We start from the raw sequence: 15638 nt of genomic DNA on the forward strand, positions 1-15638 counted from the left end.
GCTTGAAGCGTCACCCAGGATGAGGTTGCCAATGCGCGTGTTGAAAGTGGGCCTGATGCTGATGTTCTGGGTGTTTGCCCAGGCGGCCCAGGCTGAGTTGAAGTTCCCGGAATTGACCGGGCGGGTGGTGGATAACGCCCAGATGATCGAGCCGGCGGTGCGCGAGCAGCTGACGCAACAGCTCAACGCCCATGAAAAAACCACCGGCGAGCAGTTGGTGGTGGTCACGTTGCCGGACTTGCAGGGCACCGACATCGCCGATTTCGGTTATCAGCTGGGACGCTACTGGGGCATCGGCCAGAAGGACAAGAACAACGGCGCGTTGCTGATCGTCGCGCGTGACGAGCGCAAGCTGCGGATCGAAGTCGGTTATGGCCTGGAAGATCGCCTGACCGATGCGCAGAGTTCGGTGATCATCCATCAGGTGATCACACCCGCGTTCAAGGCCGGCAACTTCAGTAAAGGCATCAGCGATGGCGTCGCGGCGATGCTGGTGGTGCTGGGTGGCAATCCGCTGGACGAGCCGTCGACGGTGTATGAATCGGGTGGTGATCAGGAGAGTGATTTCGTTGGGCGGCATCCGGGGTTGTTCGTGCTGCTGCTGATGCTGTTCATCCTGACGATCTTCGTCGGGCAGATGTTCGGTATTCTGCCAAGCGGCGGGGGCCGTGGCGGCTCGGGAGGCGGTTTCGGCGGTGGAGGTTTTGGCGGCGGCGGGGGCTTCAGTGGCGGCGGGGGCAGTTTCGGGGGCGGCGGTTCGTCGGGCGGCTGGTGATAACACTGCAGGTAAAAACAACAATAGCGAGCAGGCATTCATAACCATGGCATTACTGACTGAACACGAACAACGCAAAGTCGCCGAGGCAATTGCCCGGGTCGAGCGCGACACCGACGCCGAACTGGTGACGGTGCTGGCGGCCCGCGCGGACGATTACGCGTATATCCCGCTGCTCTGGGCCAGTCTGCTGGCGCTGGTGGTGCCGGGTATCGTGCATTACCTGACGGGCTGGATGACCATGCACAGCCTGCTGTTGGTGCAATGGCTCAGCTTCATCGTGCTGTGCCTGGTGTTCCGGATCCCCAAAGTCACCACGCGTCTGATCCCGCGTACGGTTCGTCACTGGCGTGCATCAAACCTGGCGCGTCGGCAGTTCCTGGAGCAAAACCTGCACCACACCGTGGGCAGCACCGGCATGCTGATTTTCGTCTCTGAGGCCGAGCGCTATGTGGAGATTCTGGTGGATGAAGGCATTTCCAAACGGCTGGACAACAAAAACTGGGACGAGATTGTGGCGGCGTTTACGCACCAGGTGAAACAGGGGCAGACGCTGCAGGGGTTTGTGACGTGCATCGAGGCATGCGGCGAGTTGCTCAAGGTGCATGTGCCGGTGACTCATGTGAGGAATGAATTGCCGAATCGGTTGGTGGTGTTGGGCTAAAAACCAGATTCCCGGCAACGACTCGTTCTTTGTAGCAGCTGGCGCAGCCTGCGTTCGGCTGCGAAGCAGTCGCAAATTCGCTTGGCACGGTCTATTTGATACACCGTGCATTCTGGTTTTGCGACTGCTGCGCAGCCGAACGCAGGCTTCGCCAGCTGCTACAGATTGCACCGTTCGGCAAATAACTGCGTGTCCCGAACGGCCATCCCCCCTAAAATACCCACCATTCCCGTCCGCACCGCCCGAGGCTGTTTTTTCCCATGTCTGTCACCGCCACTCCCGCCAGCCTCGCGCCGGATCACCACACCCAGTTCATCGACCTGCTGCAAACCAGCCTCGACCAGAACACCTTCATCAAACTGGTGCTGGCCAAGTACGTCGGTGGCGAAGCGGATTTGCAGCGGCTGATCATCAAGCAACTGACGGTCAAGGATCAGCCATGCCTGTCCTTCGTCTATCGCTATAAAACCCGCGACATCACCAAGAACCTGCCGATTACCGAAGGTGTGGCGACCATCGCCGCGCTGTTGCCTGCATCGTTCAAAAATGCGCATTTACTGTCATTGACCGACGAAGCCCAGCTCGAATACAGCAAAAAAGGCAAATGTTCGCTGTTCAAGAGCAAACCTCAGCAATTGCGTGAAGTACCGTCCGCCGAGCACAACCGCGAGAAGAACCGTTTCCTCGACCTGAGCCGGCCGTTCCTCAAAGACCTCGGCGTGACCAACGCGCAGCATGAGCTGATCCCGGCGATGTCGCGCAAGTGGAAGCAGATCAACAAGTTCATCGAGGTCTTCAGCCATGCGCTGACCTCATCGCCGCTGGCGCTGGACAAACCCGTGCGGGTGGCGGATTTCGGCTCGGGCAAGGGTTACCTGACGTTCGCTATCCACGACTACCTGCGCAATACCTTGAAGGCTGAGGGCGAGGTGACTGGCGTCGAGCTGCGCGAAGACATGGTCAACCTGTGCAACAGCGCGGCTGCGAAGCTGGAGCATCCGGGGCTGGTGTTCAAATGTGGTGACGTGCGCAGCGTCGCGCCGAGCGAGCTGGATGTGATGATCGCGTTGCATGCCTGCGACATCGCCACCGACTACGCGATTCACACGGGCATTCGTTCCGGCGCCTCGATCATCATGTGCTCGCCGTGCTGCCACAAACAGATCCGCCTGCAGATCCAGAGCCCGGCGCTGCTCAAGCCGATGTTGCAATACGGCCTGCACCTGGGCCAACAGGCGGAAATGGTCACCGACAGTTTGCGTGCGTTGTTCCTGGAAGCCTGTGGTTATGAGACCAAAGTCTTTGAGTTCATCTCACTGGACCACACCAACAAGAACAAGATGATCCTGGCGGTGAAGCGCGCCGAACCGGTGGATCCGGCTCAGCTGTTGGTGAAGATTCAGGAGCTGAAGGATTTCTACCACATCAGCGAACATTGCCTGGAAACATTGCTGCGGGCTGATGGCTATTTGGCCTGATTGCCGAGCCAGGCACAAAGCTTGGCGTCCAGTTTGAGGACGCCATCGCGGGCAAGCCGCGCTCCCACAGGTTTCGCACTGACCGCAAGATCGATACAGGACTGTGGGAGCGTGGCTTGCCCGCGATGAACGATGACGCGGTCCTTCAGGTAGTAACTGGTTATTACCCGACCCGCCGGATAAGGACTACCTTGAATACTCCTGCATGCCCATGCATTTTCCAGAGGAGTCCTCCCCATGGCGGCTAAAAAAATTCTGATGCTGGTCGGCGATTACGTCGAAGACTACGAAGTGATGGTGCCCTTCCAGGCGCTGCTGATGGTCGGCCATACGGTACACGCCGTTTGCCCGGACAAAACCGCCGGCCAGACCGTACGCACAGCGATCCATGACTTCGAAGGCGATCAGACCTACAGCGAAAAACCCGGCCACCTGTTTGCCCTGAACTTCGATTTCGCCAAGGTAGACGCGGCGGACTACGATGCGCTGCTGGTGCCGGGCGGTCGTGCGCCGGAGTACCTGCGCCTGAACGAAAAAGTCCTGGACCTGGTGCGAGCCTTCGACAAGGCCGGCAAACCGATCGCCGCCGTGTGTCACGGTGCGCAACTGTTGGCCGCGGCAGGCATTCTTGAGGGGCGTGAGTGCAGCGCTTACCCGGCGTGCGCTCCGGAAGTGCGCCTGGCTGGCGGCACATTCATCGATATCCCGGTGACGCAAGGTCACGTTCAAGGCAATCTGGCCACTGCACCAGCCTGGCCGGCGCACCCGAGCTGGCTGGCCGGTTTCCTCGGATTGCTGGGCACTAAAATCACGCTGTAACGAGGGATTTGTCCATGTGCGAGCTCTACGTCAAGGCCGATCCGATTCTCTACGAATCGCGCTCCCGCTCGCTGCGCATCTGCGGGGTGGTCACCACCCTGCGGCTGGAGAATCAGTTCTGGGACATCCTCAGCGAAATCGCCGAGGTGGACGGCATGACCACCAATCAGTTGATCGCCAAGCTGTATGAAGAGGTGATGGACTACCGCGGCGAAGTGGTGAATTTCGCCTCGTTCCTGCGGGTCAGCTGCATGCGCTACCTGAGTCAGAGACGGGGGCAGGCCCCGGAGTTGTCGGTGGTGCGGGCGGCGGTGAAATAGAGCGGCTTGTATCAATTTTGAGGATGCCTTCGCGGGCAAGCCTCGCTCCTACAGGTTTTGCATACGTTGTGAGAACAACATCGAACCTGTAGGAGCGAGGCTTGCCCGCGAAGAGGCCGGTACAGGCGACAGAAATCCTGACTTGGTCTTTACTCTGAAGCGCGAAACCTTTCAATCGCCAAGGAGTAAAAGCATGTCTGGATGGTACGAAGTGAGCAAAACCGTCAGCGGTCAATTCAAGTTTGTATTGAAAGCGGCCAATGCCGAAACCATTCTGACCAGCGAGCTGTACACCACGCGCGGTGCAGCCGATAGCGGTATCGCTTCGGTTCAGGCCAACAGCCCGCTGGACGAACGCTACGAGAAAAAGACCACCAAGGACGGTCATCCTTATTTCAATCTCAAGGCCGGTAACCACGAGATCATCGGCAGCAGCGAGTCCTACTCATCCGATGCCGCGAGGGATAAAGGCATCGCCAGCGTCAAGGCCAACGGCCCGACCACGATGATCAAGGACAAGACCTTGCCGGTGTTCTAAACCCACACCGGCTACCTGATGTGAGAGCGAGCCTGCTCGCGATGAGGCCATGACAGTCAACATAAATGTTGAATGACAGACCGCTATCGCGAGCAGGCTCGCTCCCACAGTGTTTTGTGTGTGGCTGACGATCAGCGCAATGCGTTCAACAATCCCTGCAACTGACTGCGACCCGCTTCACCCAACGCAAACACCGGCAACCGCGGATCGCCCACTTCCAGCCCGGTCATGCGCAACCCGGCCTTGATGGTCGCCGGCAGACCACCCTTGAGGATGAAGTCCAGCAGCGGCAATTGGCGATAGAACAGTTCGCGAGCCTTACCCAGGTCGTTGGCCAATACGGCTTCGTACAAGTCGAGATTAAGCTGCGGGATCAGATTCGGCGCCGCCGTGCACCAGCCTTTCGCGCCTGCCGCAAACGCTTCCAGCGCCAACGGATTGCAGCCGTTATAGAACGGCACCTGACCTTCACCCAGCAGTTGCAGTTTGTGCATGCGCTGAATATCGCCGGTGCTTTCCTTGACCATGGTGACGTTATCGACGGCGTTGAAAATCCGCAGGATCAGCTCCACCGACAGGTCGGTGCCGCTGGTGGCCGGGTTGTTGTAGAGCATGATCGGCACGCCGATGCTCTCGCCGATGGCGCGATAGTGGGCAAGGATTTCTGCCTCGCTGAGTTTCCAGTAGGACGCCGGCAGCACCATCACCACATCGGCGCCGTGAGCTTCAGCGAAACGCGCTCGGCGCACGGCTTTGGCGGTGGTCAGGTCGGACACGCTGACGATGGTCGGGACGCGTTTGGCGACATGCCGGATGCTGAATTCGCTGACCTGATCCCATTCCGCGTCGCTCAGGTAAGCGCCTTCGCCGGTGCTGCCCAATGGGGCGATGGCGTGGACGCCGCTGTCGATCAGGCGATCGATGGAACGCCCGAGCGCGTCCAGATCGATGCCTTCGCCATTAGCGGTGAAGGGGGTGATGGTGTAGCCGATGATGCCGTGAATGTTTGGGGTCGACATGGTGTCTCTCCTTTGAAGAATGAGTGGGGTCAGTTCAGGCAATCGGCGTGTTGACGCAGGTTCTGCCGAGCGTAGTAGTTGAACGCGGCGACGTGACGCTTGGGTTTTGAAATCCAGTCATGGGCTTCGCGGCCAAGCTGGGGAAGAATCGGTTTGATCACCCCCGCGGCCATGGCCAGCAACTGCAACTTCGCCGCACGTTCGATCAGTTGCGCAATGACACAGGCTTCTTCAATGGTCGCGCCGGTGGACAGCTGACCATGGTGGGAAAGCAGAATCGCCCGCTTGTCGCCCAAGGCCCCGGCAATCAGTTCACCTTCTTCATTGCCCACCGGTACACCCGGCCAGTCTTCGAGAAACGCACAGTCGTCGTAGAGCGGGCAGAGGTCCATGTGGGAAACCTGCAGCGGCACTTCGAGCATCGACAGCGCCGCGATATGGGTTGGGTGCGTGTGAATGATGCAGTTCACGTCTGGCCGGGCGCGGTACACCCAGCTGTGGAAACGATTGGCCGGGTTGGGCATGCCATGGCCTTCAAGCACTTCCAGGTCTTCGTTGACCAGCAGCAGATTGCCTGCCGTGATCTCGTCGAAACCCAGGCCCAGTTGCTGAGTGTAATAGGTGCCCGGCTGCGGGCCGCGAGCGGTGATTTGCCCGGCCAGACCTGAATCGTGGCCGTTTTCGAACAGAATGCGGGAGGTCAGGGCCAGCTTTTGCCGGTCGGTCCACGTATTATCCGCCAGGGTGTTTTGCATCTGCGTCAGCGCTTGCTTGACCAGTTGCTCTTTGGGTAGTGCTAATGTCTTGGCCATGTTCGGTGTCCTTCTGTGGATCATGCAAATGACACCAAAGAGGCTATATGACACATTGTGTCATTGGCAAGAACAAATCGTTGCCTCCTTGATGGATTAATCGCTCTACATGTCTATCCGTTTGAAATTACTGAGAAAAAAACTTGGCGTGACGCTGGAGGCCCTGGCCGAAAAATCCGGCATGACCAAGAGCTACCTGTCGAAAGTCGAGCGCGGGTTGAATACCCCGTCGATTGCTGCTGCCCTGAAACTGGCCAAGGCGCTGAACGTGAAGGTCGAGGAGTTGTTCTCCGAAGACAACGTCAGCCTCGACAGCTACAGCCTGGTGCGCAGCGACGAACGCCAGTCCCTGGCCGCCAACGACCACAGCCCGGGTTATGCGGTGCTGGCCCATCAGGTCAGTGAACGCAGCCTGTTGCCGTTCATCATCTACCCGCCGGCAGAGTTCACCGACAAAACCTTCAAGGAACATCTGGGGGAAGAGTTTTTGTTCGTCCACGAGGGGCAGGTGGAAGTGGACTTCATGAACGAGCGCGTGCTGCTCAATCGGGGGGATGCGCTGCACTTCAATGCGCAGAAACCGCATCGCATCAGGTCAGTGGGTGAGGTGCAGGCGCAGTTGCTGGTGGTGGTGCATAGCAGCGAGGAATGAGGTGTCTCTAAAAGATCGCAGCCTTCGGCAGCTCCCACACCGATCTATGTAGGAGCTGCCGAAGGCTGCGATCTTTTGATCTTGACCTAAACCTCGACCGGTACGGTCAGCTTCGGGTTGCCAAGCGCATGGGTCTTCGAATCAAAAAACCGCAGCTCCACACCCGTCCCCTCGAACACCTTCGTGTAGTGCCGCTTCTGATGCTGGATGAATGCCTTGCTGCGCGGGTAAATCGAGATCGCCGCAGTCTTCGGCTTCGCCTGGCGCAATGCATGAATGATGTGACTGTCCTGGTCGCCAAGGGCATGCCCGAAGATGCACAGCCCGTCGCCATGGCTCAGCAACTGGTCGTAGCAGAACGACAGGTAATCCGAGCTGCGAATAGTCTTGAGCTTGTCCTGGGTCGGACCTTCGGTGACGAACAGCGGCACGTCGTCGAGGGTCTTGATCGTATTGTTAATGGCGAAACTGCCCAGTAACGTACCCTCGGTCGATATCAGTTTACGCGCCGTGCCGTCCTGATTGCGCACCAGATGCAGGCCGCCGTGCAGGTACAGCAGCCGGGTTTTGTCGGTCGCGGTGAGGCTCAAATCAAAGCGCGGCTCGGTGCCCTGAAACAGATCGGTAATGGCGTCAGGCTGGTGCTGGACCGCCCAGTAGTTGAGCAAATCGTAATTGGTGGTGAACACCGTTCGATAGCTGCCCAGTTCCTGATTGATCGTCGCCAGCGTCGAGGGCACCACCAATCGCCAAGGGATATGCACCGCATGCACGGTGTTGATCAGCGCTTCCTTGATCGCGTAATAGCGGTTGCGCGGCGCCGCAGAGCTGACGGCCAACGCCTTGTTGACGCGGCTGGTGGTTTTCAGCGCCCCAAGTACTTGTTCGAAACTACGCGTCTGCATCGCGTCGAACACGCTCAGTTCGGATTGGCTCAGAGGCTTTTCTTCGACGGTGCGGGCATTTTCGAACAGCGAGTCATAGCCGAAGTCGTCCCACACCGCACGACTGGCGCCGTTACCCACCAGCAGGCCGCCGAATGAGGCGGTGGTGCGCAAGGCGTTCCAGTCTTCAAGTTGGGCATCGACATCCTGGAAATCGGTCATTGCGATCAAAGTCTCAAAGCAAAAGGTCTGATGGACGGCGACTTTATCACGACCCGGACTTGAGCCAGATCAAGTTACCGCACGACTGATGGGTCGATCCTGTGCCCACCCGCCAAATCGGCGCTGCCGATTCGGCTTCAGCCAGGAGACTCTCGCATGAGCAGTACGTTTTTCATCCCCGCTGTGAACATCATGGGCACCGGTTGCCTCGACGAAGCCATGGATGCCATCCGCAAGTATGGTTTTCGCAACGCGCTGATCGTCACCGACACCGGGCTGGCCAAGGCTGGCGTGGCGACGATGATTGCCGAAAAACTGGCGATCCAGGACATCGACTCGGTGATCTTCGACGGCGCCAAGCCGAATCCGAGCATTGCCAACGTCGAGCTTGGCCTGGGTCTGCTCAAGGAAAGTCGCTGTGATTTCGTGGTGTCTCTGGGCGGCGGTTCGCCTCACGACTGCGCCAAGGGCATCGCCTTGTGCGCCACAAACGGTGGGACGATTCGTGACTACGAAGGTGTCGACCAGTCGACCAAACCGCAGCTGCCGCTAATCGCCATCAACACCACCGCCGGCACTGCCAGCGAGATGACCCGTTTTTGCATCATCACCGACGAATCCCGTCACGTGAAAATGGCCATCGTCGATCGCAACGTCACGCCGCTGCTGTCAGTCAACGATCCGACGCTGATGGTCGCCATGCCCATGGGCCTGACTGCCGCCACTGGCATGGACGCACTGACCCACGCCATCGAAGCCTACGTCTCCACGGCGGCCAACCCGATTACCGATGCCTGTGCGCTGAAAGCCATCACCTTGATCAGCAATAACCTGCGCCTGGCCGTACGCGACGGCAGTGACATGATCGCGCGGGAAAACATGGCTTACGCGCAGTTCCTCGCCGGTATGGCATTCAACAATGCGTCCTTGGGTTATGTCCATGCCATGGCTCATCAATTGGGCGGGTTCTACGACTTGCCCCATGGCGTGTGCAACGCGGTGCTGCTGCCTCATGTGCAAAGTTTCAACGCGCTGGTCTGTGCTGACCGCCTGACCGATGTTGCCCGTGCAATGGGCGCCGACATTCACGGGTTTAGCCCCGAGGAGGGCGCGCAGGCAGCGATCGCGGCTATTCGCACCTTGGCCAGGGACGTGGAAATTCCCGCCGGTTTACGCGAGCTCGGTGCCAGGCTCAACGACATCCCGGTGCTTGCCAGCAATGCCCTGAAAGATGCCTGTGGACTGACCAATCCACGCGCGGCGGATCAGCGGCAGATCGAGGAGATTTTCCGCAACGCGTTTTAACCAGGGCACGGTTCGGACGCAAAGAACGCTACGCTGCGATCTCGTCCGAGCCGACAGGACGCCATCGCGAGCAGGCTCGCTTGTATGTTTAGACTTGAAGGGGTGGGCGTCGGACACAAATCCTGTGCCCGACGCATTCAATGTGTTGAGCGAGCCTGCTCGCGATGACTGGCTTACAGCCAACAAAAAACCTGCGGCTATACGCTCAAGGACGTTTAAGTTGTACGCTCCGCTCGGAACCAGCCTCAAGGTTACTAAACCCATGCTAACCGGCCTCAACCATCTGACCCTCGCCGTCACCGACCTGAACCGCAGCGTGGCGTTCTATCGGGATCTGCTGCAACTTCAGCTCGAAGCCACGTGGGACACCGGCGCCTATCTTTCGCTACCCGGTCTGTGGTTGTGTCTTTCTCTCGATCCGCTGCGCGAATCCGCGCCCGCTGCTGACTATATCCATTACGCCTTCAGCATCGATTCTGCGGACTTTCCGTTGTTCGTCGAACGCCTGCGATCGACCAACGTGCGGGAATGGCGGGATAACCGCAGCGAAGGCGCGTCGTTCTATTTTCTCGACCCGGACGGGCACAAGCTTGAGGCGCATGTCGGGGATCTGGCGTCGCGGCTGACGGCTTGCCGGCAACGGCCGTATGCGGGGATGAAGTTCTTCGACGATCGTTAAGTCGATGCTCGGGGTCCTGAGATAGACTTGCGTCCATTCATCCGGCGTTTCAACAGGAATTCCCATGACTCCATCGCTGCTAATGGCCGTTCTCGCCTCGGGCTTCATTTATGGCATCACGCCGGGGCCCGGCGTTCTGGCGGTGTTCGGCATCGGCGCGGCGCGCGGGCGGCGGGCCGGAGCGGGGTTTCTGTGCGGGCATTTGCTGGGCGACGTGGTCTGGTGCAGCACCGCGCTGATCGCGATTGTCGGTGCGCGTGAAATCGGCAGCACCGCGTTCGATGTGCTGGGCGTGCTCAGTGGGCTCTACCTGTTCTGGCTGGGCCTTCGCGCGGTCCGGGCTCGCCGCGGCAATGCCGATGCACCTCAGGGGCCGGCGCGGCAGCCGTTCTGGCACGGCATCATGTTCGGTCTGACCAACCCCAAGGCTTATCCGGTGGCAGTGGCGACCTTTACTGCGCTGCTGTCCAGCCGTGCAGAATTGCTGCATTGGTCGATGCTGCCATGGTTGATCGTCTTGAGCTTCGTTGGTGGCCTTATGGCCTACGCTATCCTCATAGGCATCGTCGGTGCGCGTCAGGTGCGCACGCTGTATCAGCGTCATGAACTGGCGATCACCCGGTTGTGCGGGGTAATGTTCATCGGTTTTGCCATCAATGCCCTGGTGCATGCGCTGCCGGGGCTGGTGACGAACAAAGCTTGAGGCTGATCGCAGGGACGCGTCAGCTGCACAGTCAGCGCTCGGGCGTATGACCGGTCAGGGAGGTTGTTCAATGTTGCATTGTCCGGACACGCTCTCGGCATCATGGAAAGCAGAAACTCCGAACCACTGGCGAGCTACATCGACCTCTTGCTGGACGCCGTCTGTGCGGTGGACAAACAAGGTCGCTTCGTATTTGTCAGCGCGGCCTGCGAGCGCATTTTTGGTTATACCCCCGACGAGTTGATCGGCCAGCCGATGATCGACCTGGTGCATCCCGCCGACCGACAGCGCACTCTCGACGCCGCGCGGGAGATCATGGGCGGCGAGCCCAAGCTGAATTTCGAAAATCGTTACCTGCGCAAGGACGGTCGGGTGGCGCACATTCTCTGGTCGGCGCGCTGGTCCGAGGTCGACCAATTGCGTATCGCCGTGGCTCATGACATTACCGAGCGCAAACAGGCCGAGTCCCGGCAAGCGGCGTTGTATGCCATCTCCGAAGCGGCCCATGCGACGGAAGATTTGCTGGCGCTGTTCAAACGCATCCATTCGATCATCGGCGAATGGCTTCCGGCATTGAATTTCTCCGTGGCGCTGTATGACGAGCACTGCGCGCAGTTGAATTTTCCCTATCACGTCGACGACCGTGAACCGCAACCCGAGGAGCCCGGAACGGTGACCGGGCGTCTTTGCGGTGAAGTGATTCGCAGCGGTTTGCCGATCCTGCTGACCCCGGATCAGGACAATCCACCGGCTGGGTTTGCGGCGCTGGTCGCGGGGCAGGATTCGCCCTGCTGGCTGGGTGTGCCATTGAGTTCGAAGAACGGCACCATTGGCGCGTTGATCGTTAAAAGCGTACCGGGCGGCGAGCGTTATACCGAGCAAGACAAGGAACTGCTGCAGTATGTTTGCGATCAGGTCGCGACCGCTATCGAGCGCAAGCAATTGCATGCCCGGCTCCAGCGCATGGCCCAATACGACCAACTAACTCAGCTGCCCAATCGCGAGTTGTTGCGCGAACGCCTCAAAGCCTCGCTGGCATTGGCCCGAGTAGATTCCGGTCGAATGGCATTGCTCTACGTCGACCTCGACCGCTTCAAGCAAGTCAACGACACCCACGGGCATGCGGTCGGCGACATGCTGTTGCAGGCAGTCGCCAATCGGCTCAAGGGCTGCGTGCGTGAAACCGACACCGTGGCGCGCATCGGCGGTGATGAATTTGTCGTGTTGTTGCACAGCATTCACGCCGCGGAGGATGCCGAGAGTGTGGCGGGAAAAATCCGCCAGGTGCTGGTTCAGCCCCTGCGCCTGGACGGGCATAACCTGAACATTCAGCCGAGCATTGGCGTTGCGCGCTACCCCGAACATGGGACTGAAGAAAACCAGCTGTTCAGGCATGCCGATGAGGCGATGTACAGCGCCAAGCGTCAGCAGCACCTGCGTCTCGGGGCCTGAAAGCCCGTCACCGTTCGTCGCAGCGTTGCCAGTTTTTCTAAACCTTTTTGGCGATGGAAATTCATATTCTATGCGGGCGGCTGCTCGCAGCAATCATCACCAAGAGGATGAGAACCATGCCTACTTCAAAAAATCCAAGTCCGGGTAGTTCCCACGATCGAACGAAGGCGTCTGAATCCGGTCGCAAAGGTGGGAAAACCACCACGACGACCGTTGATAAAGACTCCGCGAAAGGCGGCATGGGCCGCAAAGGTGGTCAGAAATCCCGGTAATAGTGAAGGTGGTTTTATTAAAAGACGGGGGCGAAAGCCCCCGTTGGAATTTTCAAAGAAGGAGGGCGCGACCATGAGCCGGATGGCCACCCGTTTACGCAATGTCAGTTTTGTCACGTTACTGGGTCTGTTTGCCAGCAGTGCCTTTGCCCAGTCAGTTGCCGAATTCATCAACGAAGCGTCGGCCAAAGGCATGGCCGACATCGAAGCCAGTCGCCTGGCGCACCAGAAAACCGAGTCCCAACAGGTCAAGGATTACACCATCGTGGTGATCAACGACCTGACCACCGCCAACCAGCATCTGGCGAAAATTGCCAAGGAACTTGATTTACCGGTTGCGCCACGCGAAGAGGTGATGGACAAGGCCAAGACATTGATCCCGGAGGTAAAGGACGACGCGTCCTTCGATCAGGCATACGCCGCCAACCAGGTGAAAACCACACAAGAATCAATCGAGCAGCTTCAGCAACAAGCGCAGACCACGGACGTGCCGCAAATCAAAGCTTTCGCCGAAGAAACCTTGCCCAAATTGCAAAACCACCTGCAAATGGCCAGAGAGCTGCAAGCCAGTCGTTAGCACCCATCGTTAGCATCAATGGCGCGGGTGACGTCGCCGGTCACCCGCGGGGCAGGGATCAACATTTATTCAATCCTGTTTCTTTGTTTCCGGTACGACTGTGCCGTCCAGGGCAATCGTTTCGCCCTCACCGAGGTGGCGATATTTCTTTCTCAATTCTTCCAGCTGTTTGAGATCCAGCGATTCGAGCCCCAGCATCGCGTTCTGCGCTTCCTTGGTCACCCGTAATAATTCGTCGATTTTCAGGTGCAAAATGTCGGTGTCGCGGTTCTGGGTGTTCTGGATCAGGAACACCATCAGGAAGGTGATGATGGTTGTCGAGGTGTTGATGATCAGTTGCCAGGTATCGTTGAAATGAAAAATCGGCCCGCTCAAACCCCAAAGTACAATCAGAATGATCGCCATCAGAAAAGTCCGAGGATAGCCGGCCCACAGGGAGAGTTTCTGTGCGATTTTCGCGAATTTCATTGCCGTATTCCTTATAAGGATGCGCCTGATTTTCAGACAGCACGGGCATAACGAAAATTCTGCTGAATATTGCCTGCGGGGGCGGAAAATCGATGCGTTGAACCCTCTGTCAGTGCCGATCGTTCGGGGGCGAGAAAGTCGCAACCATTTCCCTCGACATGGGTCACTACTTCAAGCCCATGAAACTGGAGAACAGCATGAACCTCCCCCGCACGTTTTACCTTTGCTGCTGCCTGCTCGCGTTGCAGGGCTGCTTCGATAATTCCGATAACGAGACCAAAGACAATACTGACGGCACCAAGTCTTCGGTGCAGATGCAGGAGAAGGGGGCGGATGATAAAAAGCAGTGAGTCGCGTTGCTATACCGCTGCGCTAATCGAGAAACCGGCCCTTGAGGCTAATGCCAGTCAGTTAAGCGAGTAAGCCGCTTTTCTGTAGGAGCCAGGGTTGCCGGCGAAGGCGTCCTTAAGAATGCCTTCGCCGGCAAGCCTGGCTCCTACAGGTCCGATTTGCCCTTAACTGACCGGCATTACCCCTTAAGGCCGGTTTTTTGTGGGTGTCTATTCACGCCGACAGCGTCACCTCAGTCTTCCAGCTGAAGTACCCGAGCGCTTCGCAGCGCTGGTTGATCAGCATGAAGTTCAGTTCGCAGGCGGTCACGCCCGTGCTCAGTTGCGAACACTCCCAATAATGATCATCGGCGCTGTGGCTGCCAGGCTGGGTCGGGTTGGCGGGGTCGGGTGCGGGGACGGTCTGGTCGCCGTGGACGATCAGTTTGGGCGGTGAAAGGATCCCGGTATCATGCACCGTCATGTTGTGGAATACCACGGTGTGTTCGGCCAGCAAACTGACGGTCCTGCCGCGAATATGAAAGACTTTTCCGTTGTTGGTGGTCAGCATGATTTTACTGTCATTTATAATATTTTGTGCTGCCGTCGTAGCACTGATGGCGAAGATGAAACCATCTTCAATCACCGTCGGTTTTTGCGGGTCAAGGCTGGGTTGCGGATAGCGGGAAAGCAGCGATTCGGCATCGACGATCAGCAGCACGCTATTGGCGGTTACGGCGCCCGCCGAAGGGGAGGTCATCGGTTCGGAAGTCATCATGGATTCCTTTCATGATGTTGACGCAAAACGGTAGCCGCTTCGGTTTCAAGCAAGACATCCTGATCCAGCCGAGGCGGCAACGAACTGGGGGTGACCCCTCGTTGCCAAGGGGCCGGTTCCATCATCAGTTATGGATGGAAATGAACGGGTCCCACGAGCAGCAGCCGATAATTTGGCAGTTGCGGTCGACGATCAGGAAGTTGAAGTGGTAGGTCACACGACCACACGCCAGGGTTTCCGAGGACCAGTAATGGTTGTCGACTTTCTGGCAGCTAGGCACTGACGGATTGCTGGTATTGGGTACCGCAACGCACGCGGTAGCACGGCGCGGCGAAGGTGGGGAGATCAGCTCGTTGCCTGCGTTGCCGATGAACTTGTAGAAAATTACGGCGGTTTCGAAGCTCTGGGACAGGCTGGTTTCACGCCAGCGAATCAGATCGCCGACCTGAGCCTTGAGGTCCAGCTCGCCACCGGCCTGGCCGCCGACCACGTTATCCTGATTGGTGACCATGTAGACGTGCTTCCAGTCGATCAGCGTCGGCGAAGCAGGGTTTTTGCTGATGTTCGGGTAGTTTTTCAGAATGGTTTCTGTGTCGATCGAAACAAGTACATCCGTGACTCGAGACATAGTAAAGCTCCTTTGAACATAGTGATTACCTGGCTACCTACCAGGCACGACAACGCTTGTTTGCCTTGCGGCCGTTGCGAACACACTACTGGGGAACCCACTCGATCACGGGTACGAGCTGGCCTTGCTCCTTGCCTTGAAATGACGGGTTGGGTTCCTTCCAACAGGCTGCGATAGGACTATAGATGCCATTTTTATACTGTCAAAATCGCTTTGCCTGTCGGTCGACGAACGGTCCTTTTGGTTATGATTTCCAATGAATCG

General features: G+C 58.2%; 20 protein-coding genes. 14 read left to right on the forward strand and 6 right to left on the reverse strand.

The window, feature by feature from the left end:
• Nucleotides 1-31 precede the first annotated feature (31 nt).
• The 6 genes from NHU87_RS18620 to NHU87_RS18645 all read left to right on the forward strand — a co-directional run bounded on the left by NHU87_RS18620 (nucleotide 32) and on the right by NHU87_RS18645 (nucleotide 4594).
• Nucleotides 32-775, forward strand: a complete 744-nt coding sequence (locus tag NHU87_RS18620) for a TPM domain-containing protein (RefSeq protein ID WP_253551465.1) — start codon at nucleotides 32-34, stop codon at nucleotides 773-775.
• A 46-nt stretch (nucleotides 776-821) separates the two neighbouring features.
• Entirely contained in the window at nucleotides 822-1439 is a 618-nt protein-coding gene (locus tag NHU87_RS18625; RefSeq protein WP_253551466.1) for a TPM domain-containing protein, read from the forward strand.
• A gap of 260 nt (nucleotides 1440-1699) precedes the next feature.
• Nucleotides 1700-2917 carry a class I SAM-dependent methyltransferase gene (locus tag NHU87_RS18630; protein WP_253551467.1) on the forward strand — a complete coding sequence of 406 codons (1218 nt, stop codon included), beginning with the start codon at nucleotides 1700-1702 and terminating at the stop codon, nucleotides 2915-2917.
• A gap of 237 nt (nucleotides 2918-3154) precedes the next feature.
• Nucleotides 3155-3736, forward strand: coding sequence for a DJ-1/PfpI family protein (locus NHU87_RS18635; RefSeq protein WP_008010833.1), 582 nt, complete (start codon nucleotides 3155-3157; stop codon nucleotides 3734-3736).
• A 14-nt stretch (nucleotides 3737-3750) separates the two neighbouring features.
• Entirely contained in the window at nucleotides 3751-4056 is a 306-nt protein-coding gene (locus NHU87_RS18640) for a ribbon-helix-helix domain-containing protein (RefSeq protein ID WP_253551468.1), read from the forward strand.
• Nucleotides 4057-4249: 193 nt separating this feature from the next.
• Nucleotides 4250-4594 carry a YegP family protein gene (locus NHU87_RS18645; protein WP_253551469.1) on the forward strand — a complete coding sequence of 115 codons (345 nt, stop codon included), beginning with the start codon at nucleotides 4250-4252 and terminating at the stop codon, nucleotides 4592-4594.
• 131 nt (nucleotides 4595-4725) lie between these two features.
• Here NHU87_RS18645 and NHU87_RS18650 read toward each other — a convergent pair whose 3' ends face one another.
• Together NHU87_RS18650 and NHU87_RS18655 are read right to left on the reverse strand one after the other, a co-directional pair.
• Nucleotides 4726-5613: a dihydrodipicolinate synthase family protein gene (locus NHU87_RS18650; protein WP_253551470.1), complete on the reverse strand. Its 888-nt coding sequence runs from the start codon at nucleotides 5611-5613 to the stop codon at nucleotides 4726-4728.
• A 29-nt stretch (nucleotides 5614-5642) separates the two neighbouring features.
• The gene (locus NHU87_RS18655) at nucleotides 5643-6425 is read right to left on the reverse strand and encodes an aldolase (protein WP_253551471.1); all 783 of its coding nucleotides are present in this window, start codon (nucleotides 6423-6425) and stop codon (nucleotides 5643-5645) included.
• A gap of 109 nt (nucleotides 6426-6534) precedes the next feature.
• Here NHU87_RS18655 and NHU87_RS18660 point away from each other — a divergent pair, with 109 nt between their 5' ends.
• The gene (locus NHU87_RS18660; protein ID WP_038979290.1) at nucleotides 6535-7077 is read left to right on the forward strand and encodes a helix-turn-helix domain-containing protein; all 543 of its coding nucleotides are present in this window, start codon (nucleotides 6535-6537) and stop codon (nucleotides 7075-7077) included.
• Nucleotides 7078-7163: 86 nt separating this feature from the next.
• Here NHU87_RS18660 and NHU87_RS18665 read toward each other — a convergent pair whose 3' ends face one another.
• Entirely contained in the window at nucleotides 7164-8183 is a 1020-nt protein-coding gene (locus tag NHU87_RS18665; protein WP_253551472.1) for a DUF4917 family protein, read from the reverse strand.
• Between the two features lie 156 nt (nucleotides 8184-8339).
• Between NHU87_RS18665 and yiaY the strand changes: the two genes are divergently transcribed.
• The 6 genes from yiaY to NHU87_RS18695 all read left to right on the forward strand — a co-directional run bounded on the left by yiaY (nucleotide 8340) and on the right by NHU87_RS18695 (nucleotide 13171).
• A complete protein-coding gene (gene yiaY / locus NHU87_RS18670) occupies nucleotides 8340-9488 on the forward strand; it encodes an L-threonine dehydrogenase (protein WP_253551473.1) in 1149 nt (382 codons plus the stop codon).
• Nucleotides 9489-9750: 262 nt separating this feature from the next.
• Nucleotides 9751-10167: a fosfomycin resistance glutathione transferase gene (gene fos, locus NHU87_RS18675; RefSeq protein WP_253551474.1), complete on the forward strand. Its 417-nt coding sequence runs from the start codon at nucleotides 9751-9753 to the stop codon at nucleotides 10165-10167.
• A gap of 64 nt (nucleotides 10168-10231) precedes the next feature.
• Entirely contained in the window at nucleotides 10232-10870 is a 639-nt protein-coding gene (locus NHU87_RS18680; protein WP_253551475.1) for a LysE family translocator, read from the forward strand.
• Between the two features lie 102 nt (nucleotides 10871-10972).
• Complete coding sequence (locus NHU87_RS18685) at nucleotides 10973-12322, forward strand: sensor domain-containing protein (protein ID WP_253551476.1); 1350 nt, start codon at nucleotides 10973-10975, stop codon at nucleotides 12320-12322.
• Nucleotides 12323-12438: 116 nt separating this feature from the next.
• Nucleotides 12439-12594 carry a stress protein gene (locus tag NHU87_RS18690; protein ID WP_253551477.1) on the forward strand — a complete coding sequence of 52 codons (156 nt, stop codon included), beginning with the start codon at nucleotides 12439-12441 and terminating at the stop codon, nucleotides 12592-12594.
• A 73-nt stretch (nucleotides 12595-12667) separates the two neighbouring features.
• Nucleotides 12668-13171: a DUF4142 domain-containing protein gene (locus NHU87_RS18695; RefSeq protein ID WP_253551478.1), complete on the forward strand. Its 504-nt coding sequence runs from the start codon at nucleotides 12668-12670 to the stop codon at nucleotides 13169-13171.
• A 69-nt stretch (nucleotides 13172-13240) separates the two neighbouring features.
• On the opposite strand, the gene NHU87_RS18700 is transcribed toward NHU87_RS18695, so the two are convergent.
• Nucleotides 13241-13639, reverse strand: coding sequence for a low affinity iron permease family protein (locus NHU87_RS18700; RefSeq protein ID WP_253551479.1), 399 nt, complete (start codon nucleotides 13637-13639; stop codon nucleotides 13241-13243).
• A gap of 197 nt (nucleotides 13640-13836) precedes the next feature.
• On the opposite strand from NHU87_RS18700, the gene NHU87_RS18705 reads away from it, so the two are divergent.
• Nucleotides 13837-13989, forward strand: a complete 153-nt coding sequence (locus tag NHU87_RS18705) for a hypothetical protein (protein ID WP_253551480.1) — start codon at nucleotides 13837-13839, stop codon at nucleotides 13987-13989.
• A gap of 214 nt (nucleotides 13990-14203) precedes the next feature.
• On the opposite strand, the gene NHU87_RS18710 is transcribed toward NHU87_RS18705, so the two are convergent.
• Together NHU87_RS18710 and NHU87_RS18715 are read right to left on the reverse strand one after the other, a co-directional pair.
• Complete coding sequence (locus NHU87_RS18710; protein ID WP_253551633.1) at nucleotides 14204-14743, reverse strand: AidA/PixA family protein; 540 nt, start codon at nucleotides 14741-14743, stop codon at nucleotides 14204-14206.
• A gap of 127 nt (nucleotides 14744-14870) precedes the next feature.
• The gene (locus NHU87_RS18715; protein WP_253551481.1) at nucleotides 14871-15374 is read right to left on the reverse strand and encodes an inclusion body family protein; all 504 of its coding nucleotides are present in this window, start codon (nucleotides 15372-15374) and stop codon (nucleotides 14871-14873) included.
• Between the last annotated feature and the right edge of the window lie 264 nt (nucleotides 15375-15638).

It is taken from the genome of Pseudomonas mandelii (genome assembly GCF_024138395.1).
Classification (GTDB): Bacteria; Pseudomonadota; Gammaproteobacteria; order Pseudomonadales; family Pseudomonadaceae; genus Aquipseudomonas; species Aquipseudomonas mandelii_E.

What these genes read in the sequence shown, in the direction of transcription:
- NHU87_RS18695 (WP_253551478.1), top strand. Translation starts at nt 12,668, where the DNA reads ATGAGCCGGATGGCCACCCGTTTACGCAATGTCAGTTTTGTCACGTTA.
- NHU87_RS18700 (WP_253551479.1), bottom strand. Translation starts at nt 13,639, where the DNA reads ATGAAATTCGCGAAAATCGCACAGAAACTCTCCCTGTGGGCCGGCTAT.
- NHU87_RS18665 (WP_253551472.1), bottom strand. Translation starts at nt 8,183, where the DNA reads ATGACCGATTTCCAGGATGTCGATGCCCAACTTGAAGACTGGAACGCC.
- NHU87_RS18715 (WP_253551481.1), bottom strand. Translation starts at nt 15,374, where the DNA reads ATGTCTCGAGTCACGGATGTACTTGTTTCGATCGACACAGAAACCATT.
- NHU87_RS18645 (WP_253551469.1), top strand. Translation starts at nt 4,250, where the DNA reads ATGTCTGGATGGTACGAAGTGAGCAAAACCGTCAGCGGTCAATTCAAG.
- NHU87_RS18650 (WP_253551470.1), bottom strand. Translation starts at nt 5,613, where the DNA reads ATGTCGACCCCAAACATTCACGGCATCATCGGCTACACCATCACCCCC.
- NHU87_RS18690 (WP_253551477.1), top strand. Translation starts at nt 12,439, where the DNA reads ATGCCTACTTCAAAAAATCCAAGTCCGGGTAGTTCCCACGATCGAACG.
- NHU87_RS18685 (WP_253551476.1), top strand. Translation starts at nt 10,973, where the DNA reads ATGGAAAGCAGAAACTCCGAACCACTGGCGAGCTACATCGACCTCTTG.
- NHU87_RS18680 (WP_253551475.1), top strand. Translation starts at nt 10,232, where the DNA reads ATGACTCCATCGCTGCTAATGGCCGTTCTCGCCTCGGGCTTCATTTAT.
- yiaY (WP_253551473.1), top strand. Translation starts at nt 8,340, where the DNA reads ATGAGCAGTACGTTTTTCATCCCCGCTGTGAACATCATGGGCACCGGT.
- NHU87_RS18705 (WP_253551480.1), top strand. Translation starts at nt 13,837, where the DNA reads ATGAACCTCCCCCGCACGTTTTACCTTTGCTGCTGCCTGCTCGCGTTG.
- NHU87_RS18660 (WP_038979290.1), top strand. Translation starts at nt 6,535, where the DNA reads ATGTCTATCCGTTTGAAATTACTGAGAAAAAAACTTGGCGTGACGCTG.
- NHU87_RS18625 (WP_253551466.1), top strand. Translation starts at nt 822, where the DNA reads ATGGCATTACTGACTGAACACGAACAACGCAAAGTCGCCGAGGCAATT.
- NHU87_RS18630 (WP_253551467.1), top strand. Translation starts at nt 1,700, where the DNA reads ATGTCTGTCACCGCCACTCCCGCCAGCCTCGCGCCGGATCACCACACC.
- NHU87_RS18710 (WP_253551633.1), bottom strand. Translation starts at nt 14,743, where the DNA reads ATGACTTCCGAACCGATGACCTCCCCTTCGGCGGGCGCCGTAACCGCC.
- NHU87_RS18655 (WP_253551471.1), bottom strand. Translation starts at nt 6,425, where the DNA reads ATGGCCAAGACATTAGCACTACCCAAAGAGCAACTGGTCAAGCAAGCG.
- NHU87_RS18620 (WP_253551465.1), top strand. Translation starts at nt 32, where the DNA reads ATGCGCGTGTTGAAAGTGGGCCTGATGCTGATGTTCTGGGTGTTTGCC.
- NHU87_RS18635 (WP_008010833.1), top strand. Translation starts at nt 3,155, where the DNA reads ATGGCGGCTAAAAAAATTCTGATGCTGGTCGGCGATTACGTCGAAGAC.
- NHU87_RS18640 (WP_253551468.1), top strand. Translation starts at nt 3,751, where the DNA reads ATGTGCGAGCTCTACGTCAAGGCCGATCCGATTCTCTACGAATCGCGC.
- fos (WP_253551474.1), top strand. Translation starts at nt 9,751, where the DNA reads ATGCTAACCGGCCTCAACCATCTGACCCTCGCCGTCACCGACCTGAAC.